Origin of the sequence: Sphingomonas soli NBRC 100801, assembly GCF_001591025.1 — a bacterium.
GTDB classification, from domain to species: Bacteria; Pseudomonadota; Alphaproteobacteria; order Sphingomonadales; family Sphingomonadaceae; genus Sphingomonas; species Sphingomonas soli.
On the sequence record NZ_BCTZ01000015.1, the window covers coordinates 99,609 to 122,874 of the forward strand.

Annotated in this window: 22 protein-coding genes; 13 read left to right on the forward strand and 9 right to left on the reverse strand. The window is 64.9% G+C overall.

Translation table 11 applies throughout. The annotated features are described in order from the left end of the window. Window positions 1–46: 46 nt before the first annotated feature. Window positions 47–2,281, reverse strand: a complete 2,235-nt coding sequence (gene glyS / locus SSO01S_RS12120) for a glycine--tRNA ligase subunit beta (protein ID WP_066799053.1) — start codon at window positions 2,279–2,281, stop codon at window positions 47–49. 232 nt (window positions 2,282–2,513) lie between these two features. Then, a complete protein-coding gene (locus SSO01S_RS12125) occupies window positions 2,514–3,407 on the reverse strand; it encodes a glycine--tRNA ligase subunit alpha (RefSeq protein ID WP_174520788.1) in 894 nt (297 codons plus the stop codon). Between the two features lie 200 nt (window positions 3,408–3,607). Between SSO01S_RS12125 and SSO01S_RS12130 the strand changes: the two genes are divergently transcribed. From SSO01S_RS12130 to pth, 4 genes are all read left to right on the forward strand, one after another. Next, entirely contained in the window at window positions 3,608–5,758 is a 2,151-nt protein-coding gene (locus tag SSO01S_RS12130) for a TonB-dependent receptor domain-containing protein (protein WP_157073760.1), read from the forward strand. A gap of 71 nt (window positions 5,759–5,829) precedes the next feature. Then, entirely contained in the window at window positions 5,830–6,705 is an 876-nt protein-coding gene (locus tag SSO01S_RS12135) for a TraB/GumN family protein (protein WP_066799189.1), read from the forward strand. Window positions 6,706–6,829: 124 nt separating this feature from the next. Then, on the forward strand, window positions 6,830–7,447 hold the full coding sequence (locus SSO01S_RS12140; RefSeq protein ID WP_066799058.1) for a 50S ribosomal protein L25/general stress protein Ctc: 618 nt from the start codon (window positions 6,830–6,832) through the stop codon (window positions 7,445–7,447). A gap of 82 nt (window positions 7,448–7,529) precedes the next feature. Further along, on the forward strand, window positions 7,530–8,099 hold the full coding sequence (gene pth, locus SSO01S_RS12145; RefSeq protein ID WP_066799060.1) for an aminoacyl-tRNA hydrolase: 570 nt from the start codon (window positions 7,530–7,532) through the stop codon (window positions 8,097–8,099). 340 nt (window positions 8,100–8,439) lie between these two features. Here the strand turns inward: pth and SSO01S_RS12150 are convergent, their stop codons facing one another. After that, the gene (locus SSO01S_RS12150; RefSeq protein WP_066799062.1) at window positions 8,440–9,417 is read right to left on the reverse strand and encodes a transferrin-binding protein-like solute binding protein; all 978 of its coding nucleotides are present in this window, start codon (window positions 9,415–9,417) and stop codon (window positions 8,440–8,442) included. A 169-nt stretch (window positions 9,418–9,586) separates the two neighbouring features. On the opposite strand from SSO01S_RS12150, the gene ychF reads away from it, so the two are divergent. Together ychF and SSO01S_RS12160 are read left to right on the forward strand one after the other, a co-directional pair. After that, window positions 9,587–10,684: a redox-regulated ATPase YchF gene (gene ychF, locus SSO01S_RS12155; RefSeq protein ID WP_066799064.1), complete on the forward strand. Its 1,098-nt coding sequence runs from the start codon at window positions 9,587–9,589 to the stop codon at window positions 10,682–10,684. A 127-nt stretch (window positions 10,685–10,811) separates the two neighbouring features. Beyond that, complete coding sequence (locus SSO01S_RS12160; protein WP_218000368.1) at window positions 10,812–12,083, forward strand: GGDEF domain-containing protein; 1,272 nt, start codon at window positions 10,812–10,814, stop codon at window positions 12,081–12,083. A 6-nt stretch (window positions 12,084–12,089) separates the two neighbouring features. Here the strand turns inward: SSO01S_RS12160 and SSO01S_RS12165 are convergent, their stop codons facing one another. Next, window positions 12,090–12,524 carry a MerR family transcriptional regulator gene (locus SSO01S_RS12165; RefSeq protein WP_066799068.1) on the reverse strand — a complete coding sequence of 145 codons (435 nt, stop codon included), beginning with the start codon at window positions 12,522–12,524 and terminating at the stop codon, window positions 12,090–12,092. Here SSO01S_RS12165 and SSO01S_RS12170 point away from each other — a divergent pair. The 3 genes from SSO01S_RS12170 to SSO01S_RS12180 are packed head-to-tail and all read left to right on the forward strand — an operon-like array spanning window position 12,518 to window position 15,692. Then, the gene (locus tag SSO01S_RS12170) at window positions 12,518–13,882 is read left to right on the forward strand and encodes a hypothetical protein (RefSeq protein ID WP_245646750.1); all 1,365 of its coding nucleotides are present in this window, start codon (window positions 12,518–12,520) and stop codon (window positions 13,880–13,882) included. The two genes, SSO01S_RS12165 and SSO01S_RS12170, sit on opposite strands and share 7 nt — an antisense overlap. Before the next feature lie 40 nt (window positions 13,883–13,922). After that, on the forward strand, window positions 13,923–15,194 hold the full coding sequence (locus SSO01S_RS12175; protein WP_066799070.1) for an alkaline phosphatase family protein: 1,272 nt from the start codon (window positions 13,923–13,925) through the stop codon (window positions 15,192–15,194). Between the two features lie 42 nt (window positions 15,195–15,236). Next, window positions 15,237–15,692 (forward strand): MaoC family dehydratase, encoded by a 456-nt coding sequence (locus SSO01S_RS12180; protein WP_066799072.1) that lies wholly within the window; start codon window positions 15,237–15,239, stop codon window positions 15,690–15,692. Between the two features lie 291 nt (window positions 15,693–15,983). Here the strand turns inward: SSO01S_RS12180 and SSO01S_RS12185 are convergent, their stop codons facing one another. The 3 genes from SSO01S_RS12185 to petA are packed head-to-tail and all read right to left on the reverse strand — an operon-like array spanning window position 15,984 to window position 18,688. Continuing rightward, the gene (locus tag SSO01S_RS12185; RefSeq protein ID WP_066799074.1) at window positions 15,984–16,820 is read right to left on the reverse strand and encodes a cytochrome c1; all 837 of its coding nucleotides are present in this window, start codon (window positions 16,818–16,820) and stop codon (window positions 15,984–15,986) included. Window positions 16,821–16,835: 15 nt separating this feature from the next. Further along, window positions 16,836–18,125, reverse strand: a complete 1,290-nt coding sequence (locus SSO01S_RS12190) for a cytochrome b (RefSeq protein ID WP_066799076.1) — start codon at window positions 18,123–18,125, stop codon at window positions 16,836–16,838. An 11-nt stretch (window positions 18,126–18,136) separates the two neighbouring features. Continuing rightward, the gene (petA, locus tag SSO01S_RS12195; RefSeq protein ID WP_066799078.1) at window positions 18,137–18,688 is read right to left on the reverse strand and encodes a ubiquinol-cytochrome c reductase iron-sulfur subunit; all 552 of its coding nucleotides are present in this window, start codon (window positions 18,686–18,688) and stop codon (window positions 18,137–18,139) included. 200 nt (window positions 18,689–18,888) lie between these two features. Between petA and SSO01S_RS12200 the strand changes: the two genes are divergently transcribed. From SSO01S_RS12200 to SSO01S_RS12210, 3 genes are all read left to right on the forward strand, one after another. After that, a complete protein-coding gene (locus SSO01S_RS12200) occupies window positions 18,889–19,338 on the forward strand; it encodes a tRNA (cytidine(34)-2'-O)-methyltransferase (protein ID WP_066799080.1) in 450 nt (149 codons plus the stop codon). A 70-nt stretch (window positions 19,339–19,408) separates the two neighbouring features. After that, window positions 19,409–20,251 carry an oxygen-dependent coproporphyrinogen oxidase gene (gene hemF / locus SSO01S_RS12205; RefSeq protein WP_066799083.1) on the forward strand — a complete coding sequence of 281 codons (843 nt, stop codon included), beginning with the start codon at window positions 19,409–19,411 and terminating at the stop codon, window positions 20,249–20,251. Between the two features lie 43 nt (window positions 20,252–20,294). After that, complete coding sequence (locus SSO01S_RS12210) at window positions 20,295–20,891, forward strand: GNAT family N-acetyltransferase (protein WP_066799084.1); 597 nt, start codon at window positions 20,295–20,297, stop codon at window positions 20,889–20,891. Here the strand turns inward: SSO01S_RS12210 and SSO01S_RS12215 are convergent. Both SSO01S_RS12215 and SSO01S_RS12220 read right to left on the reverse strand, forming a co-directional pair. Then, complete coding sequence (locus SSO01S_RS12215) at window positions 20,858–21,598, reverse strand: hypothetical protein (RefSeq protein WP_066799086.1); 741 nt, start codon at window positions 21,596–21,598, stop codon at window positions 20,858–20,860. The two genes, SSO01S_RS12210 and SSO01S_RS12215, sit on opposite strands and share 34 nt — an antisense overlap. Next, window positions 21,595–22,446, reverse strand: a complete 852-nt coding sequence (locus SSO01S_RS12220) for a hypothetical protein (protein WP_157073761.1) — start codon at window positions 22,444–22,446, stop codon at window positions 21,595–21,597. Before SSO01S_RS12220 ends, SSO01S_RS12215 begins: the two co-directional genes overlap by 4 nt. Window positions 22,447–22,529: 83 nt before the next feature. Between SSO01S_RS12220 and lipB the strand changes: the two genes are divergently transcribed. Beyond that, window positions 22,530–23,189, forward strand: a complete 660-nt coding sequence (lipB, locus tag SSO01S_RS12225; RefSeq protein ID WP_066799192.1) for a lipoyl(octanoyl) transferase LipB — start codon at window positions 22,530–22,532, stop codon at window positions 23,187–23,189. Window positions 23,190–23,266: the final 77 nt, after the last annotated feature.

The window sequence follows — 23,266 nt, forward strand, 5'->3', positions numbered from 1 at the left end:
AGGTGACACTAAGGTGACACCAAGGCGGCGTTGGCCGCGGCGGATCTCAGCCTTCGATGCGGGAGAAATCCGCGACCTTGTGGACCGCATCACGCATGCGGGCGAGCAAAGCGAGCCGATGCTCGCGCTTGCCCGGTTCATTCACCATCACCTTGTCAAAGAAAGCATCGATCGGCGCGCGCAGCGTTGCCAACGCCGCCATCGCCCCTTCGAAATCCTCGCGCGCGATCGCAGCGTCCGCTAGCGGAGCCGCCGAGTCGAGCGCCTGGATCAGGGCAGCTTCCTCATTTTCGGGCGTGTAGGACAGCGAAAAATCTTGCGGCTCCTGCCCCGCGCCATCGCCTGAGATCCCAGCTTTCGCTGGGATGACGAAGTTTTCCTTTTTGAGGATGTTGGCGGCGCGCTTGTAGCCAGCGAGGAGGTTCTTGCCGTCTTCGGTGTTGACGAACGCCTGGAGCGCATGGACGCGGGCGAGCAACCGGACGAGATCGTCCTCCCCGCCCAGCGCGAACACCGCGTCGATGAGGTCGTGGCGGACACCGGCTTCCTTCTGCTGGACCTTGAGGCGGTCGATAAGGAATCCAACAATTTCGTCGGATACGATCTCCCGAAGCCGGGCTTGGGCAGGGTCCATCTGGCGAGTGAAGACGCCAAAGATCCGTACCCGCAGATTGTTCTCGAAGATAATTTGAAGCAACGAAAGTGCCGCTCGGCGTAAAGCAAACGGGTCTTTTGATCCGGTCGGCTTCATGTCGTTGGCGAAAAACTGAGCTAAAGTATCGATACGTTCGGCCAGCGCCACCGCCACCGTCACCGGCGCAGTTGGCACGTCGTCGCCCTGCCCGACCGGCTTGTAATGATCGCGGATCGCTTCGGCGACTGCGGGGTCTTCGCCCTGGGCGGCGGCGTAATAGCCGCCCATCAGGCCCTGAAGCTCGGGGAACTCGCCGACCATGCCGGTGACGAGATCGGCCTTGGCGAGGCGGGCGGTGCGTTCGGCGAGGTTGGCCAGATTCCCTCTCCCGTCGGGAGAGGGAGGGAGCGACGAAGTCGCGGAAGGGTGAGGGTCAGACGAGAGCGCGTCGCCCTCACCCTTCTCCCTCGCTGACGCGAGCGGGCCCCTTCCCTCTCCCGACGGGAGAGGGATTATGCCCTCTTCCACGAGCCACCGTGCCAGCTTGGCGACGCGTTCGACCTTGTCGGCGACGGTGCCGAGCTTTTCGTGGAAGACGATCTTTTCGAGCTTGGGCTGGAGATCCTCCAGACGCCTCTTGAGATCGGTTTCGTAGAAGAAGCGCGCGTCGCTGAGGCGCGCGGCGAGGACCTTCTGGTTGCCCTCGACGATCTTCGCGCCGCCATCCGAAGCATCGATATTCGCGGTGCAGACGAAGGCATTGGCGAGCTTGCCCGCAGCATCGCGGCAGACGAAATATTTCTGGTTCACGCGCGCGGTGAGCTGGATCACCTCGGGCGGCACGCTCAGGAATTCGGGATCGAAGCGGCCGAGCAGGGGCACCGGCCATTCGGTGAGCCCAGCATTTTCGTAGAGCAGCCCTTCATCCTCGACGAGGGTGAGGCCGGCCTTGGTCGCGGCCATCTTGGCACCGACGGCGATGATCGCGCGGCGCTCCGCCCCATCGACGATGACGTGGCAGGCGCGCAGTTTCTCGATGTAATCGGCGGCGCTGCCGATGGTGATCGCGCCGGGATGGTGGAAGCGATGGCCCATGGTCTGGACGCCGCTTTTCACACCCGCGACCTCGACCGGCACCAGCTTGTCGCCGAGCAAGGCGATGATGCCCTGCAAGGGGCGGACCCAGCGCAGGCTTTCGGTGGACGAAGAGGCGGCGCCCCAGCGCATCGATTTGGGCCAGGGGAAATTATGGATGACATGGGTCGCCGCGCTGGCGAGCACCGAACCGGCGACGACGCCGGGACGATCGATCACGGCGAACAGCACCTGCCCCGCCTTGCCCATGTCGCGCTCGACAAGCTGATCGCGGGTGAGGCCGGTGGAGCGCAGGAAACCCTCGATCGCCTGTGCGGGGGCATCGGCGCGGGGGCCCTTGCGCTCTTCGCTCATCGCCAGCGTGGTCGCCGCGACGCCGCGGACGATCAGCGCGAGGCGGCGCGGCGTGGCGTAGCTTTCGATCCGCTCGAAGGGCAGGTTGAGCGACTTGAGCCGCTCACCGAACAGACTGGCGAGATCGGTGCGCGCCTTTTCCTGCATCCGCGCGGGGATTTCCTCGCAGCGCAGTTCGAGGAGGAAGTCTTCGGTCATTTCGGGTTACGCCGGGGAGAGGGAGTAAGGAGGTTCGCGCGGAGGCGCGAAGGCGCGGAGAAGAAGGAAAGAGGTTCGCGCAAAGACGCGACGACGCGAAGGAAAGAAGGTGTTTTCACGCAGAGGCGCAGAGGACGCAGAGATTGCACGCGGCGACGTGGCGCGGCGAGCAAGACACTGCGGTTTCCGCGCCTCTGCGTGAACCAATCTGCGCGTAGCGGAGGATTGCGGGTCATACCGTCCACCCGGGGTATCTGGCCTGCCATTCGGGGGTCATGTGGGTGATCCATGCCTCGCACGAGCCCTTCGCCAGATCGCGGACGCGGCCGATATAGGCCTGGCGTTCGGCGACCGAGATGACGCCGCGGGCCTGGAGGAGGTTGAAGAGGTGGCTGGCCTCGATCGCCTGCTCATAGGCTGCGATCGGCACCCCCGCGTCCAGGCAGTTTTCGCACTCGGCCATCGCCTTGCGGAAGCCCTCGAACAGCGTCTCGGTGTCGGCGACTTCGAAATTGTACTTGGACATCTGCTTCTCGTTTTCGAGAAACACGTCGCCATAGGTCACGCCCGCATCGTTGAAGGCGAGATCGTACACGCTGTCCTTGTTCTGGATGTACATCGCCAGACGTTCGAGCCCGTAGGTGAGCTCGCCCGCGACGGGCTTGCAATCGAAGCCGCCCATCTGCTGGAAATAGGTGAACTGGGTGACTTCCATCCCGTCGCACCAGACTTCCCAGCCGAGACCCCAGGCGCCGAGCGTCGGCGATTCCCAGTCATCCTCGACAAAGCGGATGTCGTGGCGGGTGAAATCCACGCCGATCGCCGCGAGGCTGCCGAGATACAGCTCCTGCAGATCGGGCGGGCTGGGCTTCAGGATCACCTGATATTGGTAATAATGCTGGAGCCGGTTCGGGTTCTCGCCATAGCGGCCGTCGGTCGGTCGGCGACATGCCTGGACATAGGCCGCGTTCCACGGCTCGGGACCGAGCGCCTTGAGCGTGGTTGCCGGGTGGAAGGTGCCCGCGCCCATGCGCATGTCATAGGGCTGGAGGATCACGCATCCCCGCTCGCTCCAATAATCATGGAGCTTCAGGATCATGCGCTGGAAGCTGAGAGGCTGGGACATTGCCGGTGCTTTGACGCAGGCGACACAGCCGGTCAATGGCGCGGCAGAGCCGGAACCCGCCCTCGCACGCACCGGAGCAAGATTGCGGGCGCACGCGTCTTATGCGAACGACTCTTAATAGCATTGACACATCGGCCCACGCGCACCATTAGCCCCGCGAGATATGCGAATCATTCGCAATATCAAACGGGGTGGCTATAGTGTTCAAACGCGTTTGCGTACCTTCGTATCTGACGCTCGCGCTGGTGCTGTCGCTGGGCCATGCGCCCGCCGCCCTTGCCGCCGATCCGACCGAAGCGACGGAAGCCAATCTGGACGCCGGCGACGACAATGACCCGATCGTCGTCACCGCATCGGGATTTGAGCAGAAGCCCAAGAACGCCCCGGCCAGCATCACCGTGATCGATCGCAAGGAGCTGGAGACCAAGCGGTTCGGCAGCCTGGCAGAAGCGCTGAGCGACGTGGAGGGCGTGGACGTTGGCGCGACGGCGGGCAAGACCGGCGGGCTCAATATCTCGGTTCGCGGCATGCCGAGCGATTATACGCTGGTGCTGATCGATGGCCGACGCCAGAACGCCCCGGGCAGCGTGACCCCCAACGGCTTTGGCGAAAGCTCGACCAGCTTCCTGCCCCCCTTCTCCGCGATCCAGCAGATCGAAGTGGTGCGCGGCCCGATGTCGACGCTCTATGGCTCCGACGCGATGGGGGGCGTGGTGAACATCATCACGCGCAAGACCAGCGGGAATTGGGTGGGCACCGTATCGGCTGAATCGACCGTCCAGTTCGACGGCGATTACGGCAATATCGTCTCGACCAACGGCTATGTGCAGGGCCCGATCATTCCCAACCTGATCGGCCTGTCGGTTCGCGGCAGCTATTGGGATCGCGGCGCATCCAACCTGTTCTACACCGATGCGAGCGGGAAGCCGGTGGAAGTGTCCAAGCGCGGGCCGAGCCCGGTTGCGGGCAATATCTGGTCCGCCGGCGGAAAGCTGACGCTGACCCCGCATGCCGATCACGACATCTGGATCGAAGCCGATGTCGCGCGCCAATGGTATGACAACAGCAAGTCTCAGCTCGGCACGGGAACGGTGGCCGGGGGCTATGGCCCCGAGCTGCGGTTCAACCGCAACAATTATGCGCTGGCGCATAGCTGGCGCGCCGGGTTCGCGACGATCGACACGACGCTGTCGCGCAACGAGACGATCACGATCGGCCGCACCGTGCCGCCGGGTACGCCGGGCAAGGTCGCCGGTTCGCCGCGCACGCTGGATGCGCGCAACACGATCTTCGACAGCCGCGCGGTGATCCCCGCGGGCTTCGCCAACTTCACCGTGGGCGGGCAATATTGGAAGGCCGACATGGTCGATGCCGTGGCGGTCGACAAATATGAATTCGTGCAATGGGCGCTGTTCGCCGAAAGCCAGATCAAGCTGGCCAAGCAGTTCAGCGTGACGCTGGGCGGCCGTTACGACGATCACGACACGTTCGGCGGCAAATTCTCGCCCCGCGCCTATGCGGTGTGGAACGCCAGCGATGCGCTGACGATCAAGGGCGGCGTAAGCCGGGGCTTCAAGACGCCGCGCCTCGACCAGATCGCGCCCGGCATCACGGGCTTTACCGCACAGGGCACGCGCCCGTCGATCGGCACGCCGGGGCTGAAGCCGGAAACCAGCACCAGCTATGAAGCCGGGGTCTATTTCGACGATGGCGGCTTGCTGAGCGGCAACGTCACGGTCTTCCACAACGAGTTCAAGGACAAGATCGCGACGGGCATCGGCGTGGCAAACTGCTCCTTTGCGGGATCGCCCAACCGGCCCGGATGCATCAGCGTGGGCAACTTCCCCGCCGTCGATCTGTTCGACCAGACGGTCAACATCGACGAGGCGGTGACGCGCGGCCTGGAAGTGGCGGCCAAGATGCGCTTCAGCCGCGCCCTGTCGCTCAACCTCAACTACACCCTCAGCGACAGCGAGCAGAAGACCGGCATCAATGCGGGCAATCCGCTGATCGGCACCCCGCGCCACATGCTGAACGGCAATCTGCGCTGGCAGGCGACCGACAAGCTCAATGCGTGGATTCGCGCCGATATCCGCTCCAGCCGCTTTCGCGGCGTAGGTGTCGAGCAGACCGCGCTGGGCGACTATAAGGGCTATGCCCTGTTCCACCTTGGCGGCAATTTGCAGGTGACCGAGAAGTTCAAGCTGAGCGCGACGATCTTCAACCTGCTCGACAAGGATTTCGGAGGCTATCGCCCGTACCGGAACGGCGCCGTCACCGCCTATGGCTCGGAATTTGCCAATCTGCAGGAGCCGCGACGGATCTGGCTGAGCGCCAATATCGACTTCTGATTCCGGCACAGCCGCATTTCTGCTGATGGTGTGGGGATGCTATGAGCATCCCCATGCTGTTTTCGTCGCGCATGCTCCGCCCCCTCGCCGCCCTGCTCCTCGCAATTCCCGTGCTGGGCGGGTGCGGTGCTTCCGGCACGGATGCGGACCCCGGACTGTGGGTGGTCAAGGACGCCGACACGACCATCTATCTGTTTGGCACCGTCCATATGCTCAAGCCCGGGCTGAGCTGGTTCGACGAGGGCGTGAAGGACGCGTTCGACAAGAGCGACGCGGTGATGCTCGAAGTCGTGATGCCGGATGCCTCCGAGATGAACGCGCTGGTGGCCGAACTGGGCGTCGCGCAGAGCGGACCGACGCTGCCCGAGCAGCTAACGGCAGAGGAGGCGGAGCGGTTGCGCGCGGCGCTGACCGGGCTGGGGATGCCCGCCGACGCGCTCGACCAGAGCGAGCCCTGGCTGGCGGCGACCATGCTGGCGTCGCTGCCGCTCCAGAAGCTGGGCTATGATTCGAAGCATGGCGCCGAGGCGGTGCTGACCGAGGCTGCGCGCAAGGCGGGCAAGCCGGTGGCGGGACTGGAGACCGCGCGCGAGCAGCTCGGCTATTTCGATACGCTGCCCCTGCCCGCGCAGAAGGCGCTGCTCGCCCAGACGATCAAGGGGCTGCCGGATGCGGGCAAGATGCTCGAACAGGCGCTGGCGGCGTGGAAGGCCGGGGACGCGGACAAGCTCGCCGCGCTGATCAACGACGATGTGGCCGCGTCACCCGAACTGGCCGAGGCATTGCTCTACAAAAGGAACCAGCGCTGGGCCGACTGGATCGCCAGGCGCATGGAACAGCCGGGCACGCTGTTCGTCGCGGTGGGCGCGGGGCATCTGGCGGGCAACGGCGATGTGCAGAGCGAGCTGGCGAAACGGGGGCTGAAAGTGGAGCGGGTGGCGTATTGACGCGCCGCCGGGCCGCCCGGCTTGCCCTTCCCGGCCATTTCGGCTATGCGCCCGCCTTCCGCGTCAGGGTCATCCCTGGAGGCCTGGCCGGGATTGGTTTAATTCAACGCATTGGAATCGACACATGAGCGACACGCTTACGCTGTCGGCCGAGACGCGCGAACAGGTTGGCAAGGGAGCCTCCCGTTTGCTTCGTCGTGAAGGCCGCGTCCCCGCCGTAATCTATGGCAACAAGGCAGATCCCGCCGCGATCCACGTATCGGAGCGCGAACTCACCAAGCTCCTGATGACCGGCCACTTCTTCAATTCGGTGGTGATGATCAACGGCGAGCGCACCCTGCCGAAGGACGTTGCTTTCGACGTCGTCACCGATCGTCCGGTCCATGTCGATTTCCTGCGCATCGGCGAGCATTCGAGCGTGCATGTGAACGTGCCGATCGTGTTCACCGACGAAGCCGAAGCCCCGGGCATCAAGCGCGGCGGCGTGCTCAACGTGGTTCGCCACGAGCTGGAGCTGATCTGCGACGCGGCCGAGATCCCCGACGACATCACCATCTCGCTCAAGGGCCTGGAAGTCGGCGATTCGATCCACATCTCGGCAGTGACGCTGCCGAAGGGCGCGAAGCCCGCGATCACCGACCGCGACTTCACCATCGCGACGGTCGTCGCTCCGTCGGCGCTCAAGTCGAGCGAAGGCGACACGAGCCAGACCGAAGCCGGCGAAGGCGATACGGCCGAATAAGCCGCTTCCCGAACTTCACGGTTCAAAAAATCGCCTCCGCGCCCTACTGGCTCGGGGGCGATTTTCTTTTGAGGTGTGCGCGATGCAATTGTGGGTGGGGCTGGGCAATCCGGGGCCGACATATGCGATGCACCGGCACAATGTGGGCTTCATGGCGATCGACGCGATCGGCGAGGTGCATGATTTCTCCGCGCCCAAGAAGCAGTTTCAGGGATGGACGCAGGAAGGGCGGATCGGCGGCGACAAGCTGATCCTGCTCAAGCCGGGCACCTTCATGAACGAAAGCGGCCGCGCCGTGCGCGCGGCGATGGACTTCTACAAGCTCATGCCCGCGGACGTGACCGTCTTCCACGACGAGCTCGACCTCGCCCCGTTCAAGGTGAAGGTGAAGACCGGCGGCGGCACTGCGGGGCATAACGGGCTACGCTCGACCGACGCGCATATCGGGCCGGACTTTCGCCGCGTGCGGCTGGGCATCGGCCATCCGGGGCACAAGGATCGCGTGACCGGCTATGTGCTGGGCAATTACGCCAAGGCAGAGATCGAGGATCTGAGCGACATGTTGGGCGCGATCGCGGCCGAAGCGCCCTGGCTGGCGGCGGGCGACGATGTGCGCTTCATGAACGACGTGGCGATGCGGCTGGCGCGTTAGGGCGCGTCCGGAGCGGGCGGGATGAAGTGACCTTCGGGCCGGCCTTCGTCATATGGGTGGGCCCGGGATTAGGGGCGGAGGCGTTTCTGGCTCTGGGTCCCCGCTTTCGCGGGGATGACGGGAATGACTGAAGGAAGGACGGGACGCTGCTTATGGCGACACCCCTCCACCGCCTGCGGCAATCCCCTCCCCCTCCGGGGGGGGAATTTGGTCTGGCGCCCCCCGCTTCCCGTGACCGTCCGGAGCATGGCCGGGCAATTGGCCAAAGGAAAAGGGCCGAGGCATTGCCCCGGCCCTTCAACCTGCTTCTCGCGAAACTCCGGACGGGCCGGAGCGCGGATCAGGACTTCTTGCCGACCACGTCGCCGACGAGGCGGATGTTGGTGCCCGAGCCAGCGAAGGTCAGGCCGATCTGGCTGCCCTGCGACCCGAAGAAACCGCCCGCGATCGTGCCGGTGAGCGGTCCGCCCGTGATGCTGCCGGTGAACTGGTTCTGCCCGGCGGGGATCGCGCCCGACGCGGTCAGCGTGGCATAAGGGGTGGTCGCGCCGCCCGTAGCCGTCTGGGTCAGATCGAGCGTGAGATTGACCACGCCGGTCGAGAAATTGACGCTCAGCGTAACCGTGCCGCCGATGCGGTTCACCACGGTGGTGGCACCGGCATTGTTCACGATGCGGCCAACGACGCGCGCCGTATATGCCTGCGTGCCCGAAGTCGGCATGTCGGTCAGCACCGTGGGATAGCCGAACACGGTGTAGGTCAGGCGCTTCTGGCCCGCCGTGGAATCGCCGCGATACCAATTGCCGTAGCTGAGCTGGGTCAGCGAGGCGAACAGCGGCTCGCTGGTCACGGTCGTCGGGATCACATTGTTGAGGAACTCGATCTGCGAGAACTTGCCCGCCGTCGTCGTATCGTCGCTGCGGAAGACGAATTCGGTGTTCGCGGCAGCCGAAGGCGTGGTCGGCGTGGCCGAGGCGAAGCGCGTTTCCTCCGATGCTTCGCGGAACACGAAGGTGCCGGTGCTGACGACATTGCTGGTCGCGAGGCGGACGCGATCGGTGCGCTGCTCGGTGGCGGCGGCGCCAAGCGTTACGGCGCCCGCACCGATATCGCCGGTGAAATTGGTCGTCGCATTGATCGTCATGAACTCGGCGGCGCCCGAAAGCGGCAGCGCGGCATAAGTGGGCGATGCAGTCGGCGTCGGAGTGGGCGTCGCGGTCGGCGTGGGGGTCGGGCTGGTCTTCGTGTCATTCCCGCTGCAGCTCGACAGCATGACAGTCGCTGCGGCTGCGCTCATGAAGATGTGACGGCGAATCATTCCCAACTCCTCAGATATCGTATCTGCCCTAAAGGGCTTGGCCTCCTGTACCCCAGATGAACGGGGGTGCGTCAAGCAAAGCGGGACGAAGGAGCGACCAGACGCTGGAAAAGCAGGCGCGAACGCTCTATCGGGCAGCCTTTCCCGGAACATTACAGGTCTTTTTCTCATGGGTTTCCGCTGCGGCATCGTTGGTCTGCCCAACGTCGGCAAATCGACGCTCTTCAACGCGCTGACCGAAACGGCGGCGGCGCAGGCGGCGAACTATCCCTTCTGCACGATCGAGCCGAATGTCGGCAACGTATCGGTCCCCGATCCGCGGCTCGACAAGCTGGCCGAGATCGCGGGCTCTCAGAAGATCATCCCGACGCAGCTCGGCTTTGTCGATATCGCAGGGCTGGTGCGCGGCGCGAGCAAGGGCGAAGGGCTGGGCAATCAGTTCCTGGGCAATATCCGCGAGGTGGACGCGATCGTCCATGTGCTGCGCTGCTTCGAGAATGACGACATCCAGCATGTCGACAACAAGGTCGATCCGATCGCCGACGCAGAGACGGTCGAGACCGAGCTGATGCTCGCCGACCTCGAAAGCCTGGAGAAGCGCGTGCCGAACCTCGCCAAGAAGGCGGCGCAGGGCGACAAGGAATCGAAGATCGCGGCCAGCGTGCTCGGCAAGGCGCTGGAGCTGCTGCGCGACGGCAAGCCCGCCCGCCTGACCGAGCCGGCCGATGACGAGGAAGCCCGCGTGCTGCGCCAGGCGCAGCTACTGACCGGCAAGCCCGTCCTCTACGTCTGCAACGTCAACGAGGAAGATGCGGCGAACGGCAACGCGCTTTCCGCCAAAGTGTTCGAAAAGGCGGCGGCCGAAGGCGCACAGGCAGTGGTCGTCTCGGCGGCTATCGAGGCAGAGATCGCGACCATGCCGGTCGAGGATCGCGGCGAATTCCTGGCCGAGCTGGGCCTTGAGGAAACCGGCCTCGCCCGCGTGATCCGCGCCGGTTACAAGCTCCTCAACCTGCTGACCTTCTTCACCGTCGGCCCCAAGGAAGCCCGCGCCTGGACCGTGCATGCCGGGGCCACCGCGCCGAATGCCGCCGGCGAGATCCACAGCGATTTCGAGAAGGGCTTCATCCGCGCCGAGACGATCGCGTTCGACGATTTCGTCACGCTGGGCGGCGAGAGCAAGGCACGCGAGGCGGGCAAGCTGCGCGCCGAGGGCAAGGCCTATATCGTCCATGACGGCGACGTGATGCACTTCCTCCACAGCTAAGTAGTCACCCCCTAGCCGGGATAGGAGTTTGTTAGGTCCCACCGCCTAACAGGTTGCTTCTACAGAGGAATGTTACCCGATGTTGATGCGTATCTCAGCCGCGGGCCCCGCGGCTGACCCGATAGCCGTGCTTCAGGCCATCGTTTCCGAACATGGCGAGGCGATGGTCGCCAAATTCTACGAGACGCTGATGCGCGATGCGGATGCCGCGCAATTCCTGAGCAACGATGCGGTGCACGGCAGGCTGAGCACATCCTTGCTCGACTGGCTGCGCAGCCTGCTGGACGTCGAGGCGATCCAGGATTCGCCCGCGCTCCAGGAGAAGCAGCGCGTCGTTGGACAGGTGCATGCCCGCATCAAGATTCCCATCCATGTGGTGATGGAGGGCGCGATCATCCTGAAGAAGCAGATCTTCGAGCATCTGCGCGCGCGGGACGACGAAGGCGCGCTCGAGGTGGCCCAGCTTGCCGATGAGCGGATCGATCGCGCGATCATGCTGATGAGCCAGGCCTATGTGAAGGATACGACCGACGGCGCGCGGCTGGACGAGGCCTATCGGCTCTTCTCGCTCGATCAGGATCTGACGAGCGAGAAGGAGGCGCAGCGCGCGAGCCTGCTCGCCTGGAGCCAGAAGTCGCTGTTCGCCCTGCTGCGCGGCGAAGCGCTGGAAAAGGTGAGCGAATCGGAATTCGGCTTCTGGATCCGCCACCGCGCCGAGTTCATGTTCCAGAACTCGGCCCAGTTGCGCGACCTGCTGGCCGAGATCGAAACCATCGATACGACGCTGCTGCCGCAGCTCGCCGCAACGCCGGCCCGCAATACGGACCTGCTGGCCAGCCTGCAGGTTGCGATCGACCGGGTCGGGTTTCTGGTCAGCGAGCTTTTCCAGACGCTCAGCGCGATGGAAGTGGGCCGCGATCCGCTGACCCGCGCGCTCAACCGGCGCTTCCTGCCCGCGATCCTGGGGCGTGAGGTAACCTACGCCAACAGCCACCAGACGCCGCTGTCGATCATGCTGATCGATGTCGATCGCTTCAAAGCGATAAACGACACGCTTGGCCACCAGACCGGCGACGTCGTGCTGCGCCAGGTGGCGCAGGTCATCATGGACAATGTGCGCCCGAGCGATTTCGTGTTCCGCTATGGCGGCGAGGAGTTCCTGATCGTCTCAGCCGAAACCCCGCTTGAGGAAGCGCATGGCATCGCCGAACGCATCCGCGAAAGCGTCGCCGCCCAGCCCTATGACGTGGCGCAGGGCACCCCGCTGCGCGTGACCGCATCGATCGGGCTGGCGGCGCATAGCGGGCACCCCGACCAAAGCTATTTCATCAAGGCGGCGGACGACGCACTGTATCGCGCAAAGGCCAACGGGCGGAACCGGATCGAGATAGCCGGCTAGCCCCGGTCAGCTCTCGAACGCAGCGAGGATCGGGCAGGGCCCCGCCGCGCCGCCGCCGCATTCCTTCGCCAGCTTCCTCAGCGAATTGCGGGCGCGCTCCATCTCGGCAATGCGGGCGTCGAGCGCGGCGATACGCTCGGTCGCCAGTTCGCGGGCGCGGGCGCGGTCATCGGTGGAGTCGAGCGCGAGCAATTCGCCGATCTGCTCCAGCGTGAAGCCAGCCGCCTGGGCCGATCGGATGAAGCGCAGGCGCCGCAGATCGGGATCGCCATAGCGGCGGATCGCACCGAAACGCTCCGGCTCGTTCAGAAGCCCGCGCCGCTGATAATAGCGTATCGTCTCGACCCCCACCCCGCCCGCTTCGGCGAGCTTTCCGATCGTGAGTGCAGCCACGTCTTGACTCCGTACTATGGTACTGGGGCTATAGGATGGGCATGACATCCAAGGCAAAGCATCTGTTTTCCGCGCTCGCGCTGCTCGCACCCGGCATTGCCGCGGCGCAGGACCATTCGATGCACGGCATGCCCGCGTCGGCACCGACTCCCGCCCCGCCGCAGGATCATTCGATGCACGACATGGGCGCCCCCTCGCCCGCGCCTTCCGCTGCACCAGCGCCGCAGGATCATTCGATGCATGGCATGGCCGAAGGCAGCGCCGCCAAAGCTCCCGCGCCGCGCGCTACGCAGGGTTCGGGCACGTCGCTGCTGCCGGGCGCGGAAGGCGCGATGCATGGGCTGCATCTGGCGGCGGGCGACTGGATGGTGATGGCGCACGGGATGCTCAATCTGGTCGCCACCGATCAGGGCGGCCCGCGCGGCGACAGGATGACGTTCGTCGAGTCGATGGCGATGCTGAGCGCCACGCGCGCATTTGACGGCGGCCGGGTAGAGTTTCGCGCGATGGGGAGCCTTGAGCCCGCAATGGGCCAGCGGGGCTATCCCAATCTGTTCGCAACGGGCGAGACCGCGCATGGGCGGCCTTTGATCGACCGGCAGCATCCGCACGACCTGTTCATGGAATTGTCCGGGCGCGTGGAGCTGGACGTGGCGCGGGACACCAGCGTCTTTCTGTATGGCGGCCCGGTGGCGGAGCCCGCTTTGGGGCCGAGCGCATTCATGCACAGGCGCTCGGCGCGCTATCTGGCGCTCTCCCCGATCGCGCACCATTGGTTTGACAGCACGCACATCACCTATAGCGTGGTGACGGCGGGGGTGCGCGGCCCGCTCCTCCAGTTCGAGGCATCCGCGTTCAAGGGGCGCGAGCCCGATGAAAGGCGCTGGAATCTGGACACGCCGAAGCTGGATAGCTGGAGCCTGCGCGCGACGCTGACCCCCTCGCCCAACTGGGCGGTGCAGGTGAGCCATGGCCGGCTGGAATCGCCCGAGGCCGGGCATGCGGGGGCCGATGAGCAGCGCACCACCGCGAGCGTGCATTACGCGCGCGGCGGCTTCTCCGCGATGCTGGCGGCAGCGGCGAAGCGCCGCGTGCCCGGCGACACGCTCACCGCCTTTTCGGGCGAGGCGAACTGGGATCTGGGCGCGCATCACAGCCTGTTCGGACGGATCGAGAATGTCGCCAATGACGAACTGTTTCCCGATCATGCCGATCCGCTGCACGACCGCAAATTCCGCGTGACCCGGTTCGAGGGCGGCTATGCCTATCGCGTGCCGCTGGGCGATGCCGAGCTGGCGTTGGGCGGCAGCCTGGCGGCCTATGCCAAGCCCCGCGCGCTGGATACCACCTATGGACGGGCACCGGTGAGCGCGACGCTGTTCGCCCGCTTGTCTCTCGGGAATTGAGAGACTTTCGCGCGCAATAATCTGGTGCCAGAAGCACGCCATGCGCTGGACTTCCAAGATCGCCGCCGCGGCCCTTGCCGCCCTTCTTCCGCTTTGCGCGATCGCGGCGCTCCCGGCATCGGCGCAGACCGCCACCGTCGAGAAGAAGGCGCCAGTCACGATCCTGATTTCGATCGACGGGTTCCGGCCCGATTATCTCGACCGCGGCGTGACGCCCAACCTGTCGGCGCTGGCGGCGAAGGGCATCAGCGCATCGATGCGCCCGAGCTTCCCGTCCAAGACCTTCCCCAATCACTGGACGATCGTCACCGGGCTGCGCCCCGACCGCAACGGCATCGTCGCCAACAAGATGGAAGACGCCGCGCGGCCGAAGGAAGTCTTCACCATGGCGAGCGACGATCCCTTCTGGTGGAGCGCCGCCGATCCGATCTGGGTGGATGCCGAGAAAGCGGGCATCCGCACCGCGACGATGTTCTGGCCCGGCTCCAACGTGGCCGTGGGCGGCACCAGGGAGCAGGACTGGCCCTATACGATCACCGGCGGCACGCGGCCTTCGGACTGGGCACAGTTCAACCAGGTGATTTCGGACACCCAGCGCGTCAACGGCGTGCTCGACTGGCTGCGGCGGTCGGCCGGGATACGCCCGAAATTCATCACCACCTATTTCGATCTGGTCGACACGATCGGCCATACCTATGGCCCCGGCGACCAGCGCACGACCGATGCGGTGGCCGAGGTGGACGGGAAGATCGGCGAGCTCATCGCCGGGCTCGCCGCGCTGGACCAGCCGGCCAATCTGGTGATCGTCGCCGATCATGGCATGGCGCAGACCAGCAGCGAGCGCGTGGCCCTGCTCACCGATTATGTCGCCAAGGAGGACTTCCGGCTGGTCGAGGGCGGATCCTATGCCAGCCTCTATCCGGCCGAGGGCAAGGAGGCGGCGGTCGAGAAGGCGCTGCTGGGCAAGCACCCGCATTTCGAATGCTGGCGCAAGAGCGAAATCCCCGCGCGCTTCCATTATGGCAGCAACCCGCGCATCCCGGCGATCCTCTGCCTGGCCGAGCCCGGCTGGGAAGTGACCGATCGCGCGCCCAGAAGGGCGAGCGTGGGCGGCGGGCACGGCTATGACCATGAATCGCCCGAGATGGCGGCATTGTTCATCGCCAGCGGCCCCGCCTTCCGCCCCGCCAAGCTGCCGCCGTTCGACAATGTCGATGTCTATCCGCTGCTCCGCGACCTGCTGGGGCTACCCGCCGCTACGGACAAGGACGGCAGCGACGCGGTGTTCCGCGGAGTATTGATCCGGCGCTGATACCGGCTTGCCAAACTCCAGTTTTCATCCGAAACTTACTGCATGCTGTATCTCGAAGACATCTCCGTTGGCATGAAGCGCAGCTTCGGCCGTTACGAAGTCACGCGCGAAGAGGTGCTCGACTTCGCCCGCAAATATGATCCCCAGCCCTTCCACCTATCCGACGAGGCGGCGGCGCAGACCCATTTCAAGCGGCTCGCGGCGAGCGGCTGGCATACCTGCTCGATGACCATGGCGATGTTCGTGGCCGAGATGGAGGCCAATCCGCAGGCGAGCCTGGGCGCGGCGGGGATCGACGAGCTGCGCTGGCTGAGGCCGGTCTATCCGGGCGACGTGCTCCGCTGCGAGACCGAGGTGCTGGAAGTCACCCCGTCACGCAGCCGCCCGGAGATGGGCAGCGTGCGCAGCCAGATGCGGACCTTCAACCAGAATGACGAGCAGGTGCTTGGGTTTGTCTCGATCGGCCTGATCGGGCGGCGGCCCGCAGACCGCAGCTGATGGGTTGCCGGTCCGGCGATCGAGCTTCCTTCCTCCCTCGCTTTAGCGGGGGAGGTGGCAGGCCCGGGCTTGTCCGGGGCTGACGGAGGGGGGCGTAGCCGCGAGCGACACCGCGCGTGGAGAGGCCCCCTCCACCACTTCGTGGTCCCCCTCCCCCGCTGAAGCGAGGGAGGAAAAGTTTAAGAAAGAACCTGACGGGGTGGCTTTCCACACAGCGCCGCCACCCCGCCCGCACAAAGAAAAAGGCCGGGGTTTCCCCCGGCCTTTTCTGTTTCAGCCTGTGCGCGAAGCTCAGTGCTTCACTCCTTTCCAGACGGTCCGGTACGCGCCGAAGGCGAGTGCCGTTGCGAAGAGCAGGAACAGGATGACGGCGAAGCCCGCTGCCTTGCGGCTCTGGGCGTGCGGTTCGGCGGTCCAGACCAGGAACGCAGCTACGTCCTTCGACATCTGATCCACCGTGGCGCGCGTGCCGTCGGCATAGGTCACCTGGCCCTCGCCGGTCAGCGGAGCGGGCATCGAGAGGTTCAGGTTCGCGAAGTACGGGTTGAAGGCCATGCCCTCCGCCGGCTTCGCGAATTCCGGGAACTTCTTCAGCGCTTCGGCCGAAGGCTTCTCGTCATAGCCGGTCATTAGCGAATAGATATAGGCGCCGCCATTGTGGCGAGCCTTGGCCATCAGGCTGAGATCGGGCGGCGTGCCGGTGCCGGCATAATAGACCTTCGGGAAACGATCCGAGGGAAGATTGTCGCGCTCACCCCAGGTGCCGGCCTTATCGTCGAACACGGGCTGCTTGGTGGCCCAGTCCTTGGCGATCTTCTTTACCTCGGCTTCGGAATAGCCAAGCTGGCCGAGCTCGCGGAACGAGACCAGATTGAGCGAGTGGCAGACTGCGCAGACTTCCTTGTAAACCTGGAAGCCACGCTGGAGCTGCGCGTTGTCGAACTTGCCGAAGACGCCGTCCGAGGCGAGCTTCAGATCCTTCGGATGCTTGTGCATCGCGTGTTCGGCGGTCTCGGGCTCAGGCTCGGTGATGGCGGTCTTGACCGTGCCGAACAGCGCGAGGCCGAGCACGAAGACGAACGCGCCCCCGATGAGGAACTTGATCGAGCGGATGAAGAGCGGAAGCATTGTCCTGTTTTCCCCTTACGCGCTCAGCGCCGTCTCGGTGACCTGCGAGCCACCCTTTTTCGCCAGCACAGCCTCGGTGATCGAGTTGGGCAGCGGCTTGGGCTGTTCGAGGCGCGAGATGATCGGAACGATGATCAGGAAGTGCGCGAAATAATATGCGGATGCGAGCTGGCTGGTGATGACGATGCCGGGCGTTGCCGCCGAGCCGCCGCAATAGCCGAGGATCAGCACGTCGACGACGAGGACCCAGAAAGCGATGCGGTACATCGGACGATAGCTTGCCGAGCGCACCGGCGACTTATCGAGCCAGGGCAGGAAGAACAGGATCAGGATCGATCCGAACATCGCCACCACGCCCCACAGCTTCGCTGCGATGATGAAGTCCGCGGTGAAGGCGCGCAGGATCGCGTAGAACGGCCAGAAATACCATTCGGGCACGATGTGCGCGGGCGTCGAGAGCGGGTTGGCGGCGATATAGTTATCCGCATGGCCCAGATAATCCGGCGCGTAGAAGATCAGGATCGAGAAGACGATCATGAACACGCCGACGCCGAAGCCGTCCTTCGCGGTGTAATAAGGATGGAACGGAACGGTATCCTGCTCCCCCTTCACTTCCACGCCGGTCGGGTTGCCCGAGCCGGGGATGTGGAGCGCCCAGATGTGCAGGATGACTGCGCCCAGGATCACGAACGGCAGCAGATAGTGGAGCGAGAAGAAGCGGTTCAGCGTCGCGTCGTCCGGCGCATAGCCGCCGAGCAGCCACACCTGGACCCACTCGCCCACCACGGGAACCGCGGTGAAGAAGCCGGTGATGACCTGCGCACCCCAGAAGCTCATCTGCCCCCAGGGGAGCACATAGCCCATGAACGCGGTTGCCATGGTCAGCAGGAAGATGACCACGCCGAGCAGCCACACCATCTCGCGCGGCGCCTTGTACGAACCGTAATAAAGGCCACGGAACATGTGGATGTAGATGACCGTGAGGAACATCGAAGCGCCGTTGGCGTGCGCGAAGCGGAGGAACCAGCCTGCGTTCACGTCGCGCATGATGCCGACATTGACCGATTCGAAGGCGCCGGCGGCGCTCGAATGGAAGTGCATCGCCAGCACGATGCCGGTGACGATCTGGCAGACCAGTGCCACCCCGGCGAGCACGCCGAAGTTCCAGAAATAGTTCAGGTTGCGCGGCACCGGATAGCCCGCGCCGACCGCGTTATAGACGAAGCGCGGAAGCGGCAGCTTCTCGTCGAGCCACTTCATTAGCGGCTGCTTCGGTTCGTAATGCTTTGCCCAGGGGAAGCTCATGTCTCGCTACCTCAACCGACCACGACGACAGTGTCGGACGTGAATTCATATTCCGGAACGACCAGGTTCGTCGGGGCCGGACCCTGACGAATGCGGCCCGCAGTGTCATAGGCCGAGCCGTGGCACGGGCAGAAATATCCGCCGAACGGGCCGCGATTCTCGCCTTCGCCCGCGCCCAGCGGCACGCAGCCGAGATGGGTGCAGACGCCCATCGTGATCAGCCAGTTGCGCTTGCCTTCCTTGGTGCGGTCCTCAAGCGTCTGGGGATCGCGCAGCGAAGATGCGTCGACCTTGTCGGCCTCCGCGATTTCCGCAGCGGTAAGGTTGCGGACGAACAAAGGCTGCTTGCGGAAGCTGGCCTTGATCGCCTGACCCGGCTCGATCGCCGAGACGTCGATCTCGGTGCTCGAAAGCGCGAGCACATCGGCCGACGGGTTCATCGAATTGACCAGCGGCAGCACCACGACGCCCGCGCCCACGGCCGCGACCGAGACCGCAGCGTAGTTCAGATAATCGCGGCGGCGCGGATTCTCGAGGACATCGCCGCCCGGGGCGATCGTCATATCGGGGGGAACACCGTCTTGCATTGCCATGCTTGAGCCCTTGCACTTCGAAACTTGCCGCGACGGATGCGCGGATACGGACGTAGAGCCGCCCGGTTGCCCCCGGTGGCTTCGGGCGCTGATAGACGCGGGGGAAGCCGTTTGCCAACTCCATTTTGACGCTCTTGTTAGGCGGAGCGCGAGAGCGCTAGGGGACGGGGATGCGACTAGCCCTTTTCCAGCCCGAGATTGCGGGCAATGTCGGTGCCGTTCTGCGCCTTGCGGCATGCCTGGGCGCGGGGGTCGATCTGATCGAGCCGATGGGCTTTCCGTGGAGCGACAAGCGCCGCAAGCGATCGGCGATGGACTATGAAGATCATGTCGAAATCACCCGTCACGCCGATTGGGATGCCTTTTCGGCGCAGGTTCCGGGCAGGCTGATTCTGTTCAGCACCAAAGGGAATACGCCGCTGCATCAGGCGGGATTCGAGCCGGGCGACACCCTGCTCTTCGGTTCGGAGAGCGCGGGCGCGCCCGAACACGTCCATCAGCGTGCCGATCTGGTGGTGCGCATTCCGCTTCGCCCCGTGGTGCGCTCGCTCAATCTGGGCGTCTCGGCGGGAATCGCACTGTCGGAAGCGCTGCGCCAGACGAACGGCTGGCCCGAATGATCCTCCCCGGCACGGGTGGGACATTCTGTCCGCTCGACTTGGGGCCGCCCCAGCGGATAGGGACGCGGACATGAAACCGCTCGACACCCAGCAAGACGTCGCCCGCATCTGGTTCGAATCGCTGCGCGACCAGATCTGCGCCGAATTCGAGAAGATCGAGGCCGAGGCCGGATCGGACGCGAAGTTCGATTATCTGGCATGGGACCGCATCGATCCTTCGGGCGCGCCGGGCGGCGGCGGCGTGCGCGGCGTGATGAAGGGCAAGGTGTTCGAGAAGGTCGGCGTCAACGTATCGACCGTGGGCGGCACCTTCGAGGGCGATTTCGCCCGGACCATCCACGGCGCGGGCGAAGACCCCCATTTCTTTGCCACCGGCATCAGCCTGGTCGCGCACATGGCGAACCCGCACGTGCCCGCCGTGCATATGAACACGCGCTTCCTCGTCACCACGAAACGCTGGTTCGGCGGCGGCGCAGACCTCAATCCCCCGATTCCGTATGAAGAGGATACGGCCGAATTCCACGCGGCGTTCAAGGCCGCGTGCGATGCGCACGACCCCGATCATTATCCGCGCTTCAAGAAATGGGCGGACGATTATTTCTACATTCCCCACCGCAAGGTCCATCGCGGCGTGGGCGGCATCTTCTACGATCATGTCGAGGGCGATTGGGACGCGAACTTCGCCTTCACCCAGGATGTGGGCCGCACCTTCCTCGACATCTTCCCGCGCATCGTGCGACGGCGGATGGGCATGGAATTCACGGCCGCGGAAAAGCAGCAGCAGCTCGAATGGCGCGGCCGCTATGCCGAATTCAACCTGATCTATGACCGGGGCACGCTGTTCGGGCTGAAGACGGGCGGCAATATCGACGCCATCCTGATGAGCCTGCCGCCGGAAGCGACTTGGAGCTGAGGCGGCTCTCTTTGCGCCAGCCCCGCGAAACGGGGTTCGCCGCATGGGGCTGACGCCGGTTCCGGGCGATCAGCTCGCCGCGGTCAGCACCGCGATGGAGATGGTCGAGCGGCCGCGCCCCCGGCCCCTGCCCCCCTCGCCGTTCCGCCTGTCGCATTGGGTGGCACCGGAGAGCGAACCCTATCTGGCGCTGTTCCGCCGGGTCGGCGCACCCTGGCTATGGTATTCGCGGCTGGCGATGGACGATGCGCGACTGCGCGTGCTGCTCGATGATCCGAAGATAGAAATTTATGCCGCCGTCGATCGCGCAGGGATCGAAATCGGCATGATCGAGCTCGACTTCCGCGTCGAGGGGACGTGCGGGCTGGCTTATTTCGGGCTGGTGCCGGAACTGACCGGCAAGGGCCATGGCAATTGGCTGATGGCGCATGCGCTGGCCTTTGCGTGGCGCAAGCAGGTTCGGCGCGTGTGGGTGCATACGTGCACGCTGGACCACCCCAACGCCCTGCCCTTCTACCGCCGCCACGGCTTCGTGCCGACCAAACGCACGCTGGAAACCTTCCCCGATCCGCGCCTGCTGGGCTTGCTGCCGATGGACACGGCGCCTCAGATCCCGGTGCTCGGCTCCGTGCGTCGATAGGCAGAGACGCGGATCAGCACCAGCGTCACCCACGCAAAGCCGCCGAGCAGCGCGATCAGCACATAGCCAGCCATCTCGATGAACTGGTTGTCCCCCGCCGCCATCACCAGCAGGCCAAGCAGCAGGCGGCTGGCGAGCAGGATCGCGACCGCGGCCGTCAGCACCGTCATCGCCATTGCGGCAAGCAGCACCACCCAGCGGAACCCGAAGCTGCGCTGCCACCCCTGCCGAAAGGCGCCGAGGATGCCCTGATCCGGATTCGCCGCCAGCGCGGGCGCCGCGAGCCATGTCCGCCCGAAGACGAACAGCCCAGGCAGCACGAACAGCGAGAAACCGATCCCGAACAAGATCGAGCAAAGTACATCGATCACGACGAGGGGCAGCAGCCGCCGCAAGGCGAGCGTCATCGTCTCGCCCAGCGTCCGCGTGCCGGGCTGGAGGAACAGAATGAGGATCGTGAAGGTGCCGAAATCGATTAGGAGATTGGCGAGCAGGAACCACAGGAGATTGTCTTCGTAGAATTTTCGCACGGCTTCGTTGAGCTTCACCGGATCGGGATCGGTGGGCAATCCGCTCTGCGCCATCAGGAACAGGATGCCGAGCATCGGCACGACGAAGAACACGCCCGCAAGCGCGCTCAATATATCGCGTTGGCTGCGCCACATCGCTCCGGCGTCGGCGAACACGCCGGAAAGGGAGAGGGTCATGCGCGGGCCGGACTTTCGCCGAGGCCGGCAGCCGCGGTCAGCGCGAGATAGAGCTTCGACGTGAAAACCGGGATCAGCATGGTGAAGCCGGTCTGCACCGCAGCGACGACGATCGACGTCAGCACGCCAGAGAGCGTGACTCCGGCGCGGTCGCCCCCGGCGATCAGCGCGAACACGCTGCCGAACACGGTGTTCGCGGCGAGGATCGCGACCCAGGACAGCAGGGCGAAAAGGATGATCACCCCGATCACCCGCCAGGTGATGCCATGAGTGAGCTTCCACGACTGGCGCAGCGAGCCCAGCCATTTGCCCTCGCGCACGATCACCGGGGTAACGACGATCAGCCGCGCGCACAGCCACAGCGAGAAGCCGACGGCCAGGATCAGATAGATTGCGACGAAGCTGGCGACGCCCGAGGGCAGATCGAAATTGCGGCCCTCGGCAATCGCCATCACGTCAACGCCGCTGGCGCTCAGCACTGCGGGGATCGGTGCCATCAGCAGGAGCAGCCCGGCAAAGGTGACGAGCGTGACCACCAGCGCCGCCGGCAGCCGCTGGACCGCAACCCGGCCGGCATGATCGCTATCGGCATTTTCAAGCGCCATCGCGGTCAACGCCAGCATCCCCCAGACCGTGAGCACGCCAAATGCCAGCTGGATGAGCTGCAGCGACAGGATCAGCCCACGGCTCGCCCCCTCCATCACCGCGTGGAAATTGCCCTCGATCGAAGCCGGGACGAAGAAGGCCAGCAGCGCGATCGGCAGAATCGTCGCGATATTATCGGTCAGAAATTCCGCCGTCCGATCCCAGACTGTGCCCATCTTCACCATTGCCAGCCCTGTCCTCATCGTCTTCGCGAGCCGTGTTAGCCGCCGCGCAATCCCTTGCCAATGCTTGCGCATTGCCGTGCAACGGCGCAATCGGCGCGGCGATGGATACCGATATCGAATGGCGCGTCGAACGCGAGCGGATCGACTATGGCGAAGCACTGGCGGCAATGGAAGCGCGCGCAGCGGCGGTGACCGCGCATCAGGCGCGGGAGCTGATCTGGCTGCTGGAGCATCCGCCGGTCTATACCGCCGGCACCAGCGCCAATGACCCCGCCGAGCTGCTCGATCCCCGCTTCCCGGTGCACCGCACCGGGCGCGGCGGGCGCTACACCTATCATGGGCCCGGCCAGCGCATCGGCTATGTCGTGCTCGACCTGCGCGAGCGGAAGCGCGACGTGCGCTGTTATGTCCATGCGCTCGAAGGCTGGGTGATCGCGGCGCTGGGCACGTTCGGCATCCAGGCTTATCGTGCGCCGGGCCGGATCGGCATCTGGACGCTGGACGCCCAGGGCCAGGAGGCCAAGATCGGCGCGATCGGGGTGCGCATCCGCCAATGGGTGACGCTCCATGGTTTTGCCGTCAACCTGAACCCTGACTTGACCCATTTTGGCGGAATCGTGCCCTGCGGGATCGCTGAATTTCCCGTCACCAGCGCCGCCGCGCTGGGGCTGGACGTTACGGCATCCGCCTTTGACGACGCCCTTTCCGCCACTTTCCCGCCATTTTTGGACTCGTTGGGCGTCGAAATGTCAAAATCGTGACTTGAGGCTGGTGCGCGAACCGGTTAATGCCTATCACGGTTTGGGTTATTGACGCGTACTCGTCCTTTCCAAATCCA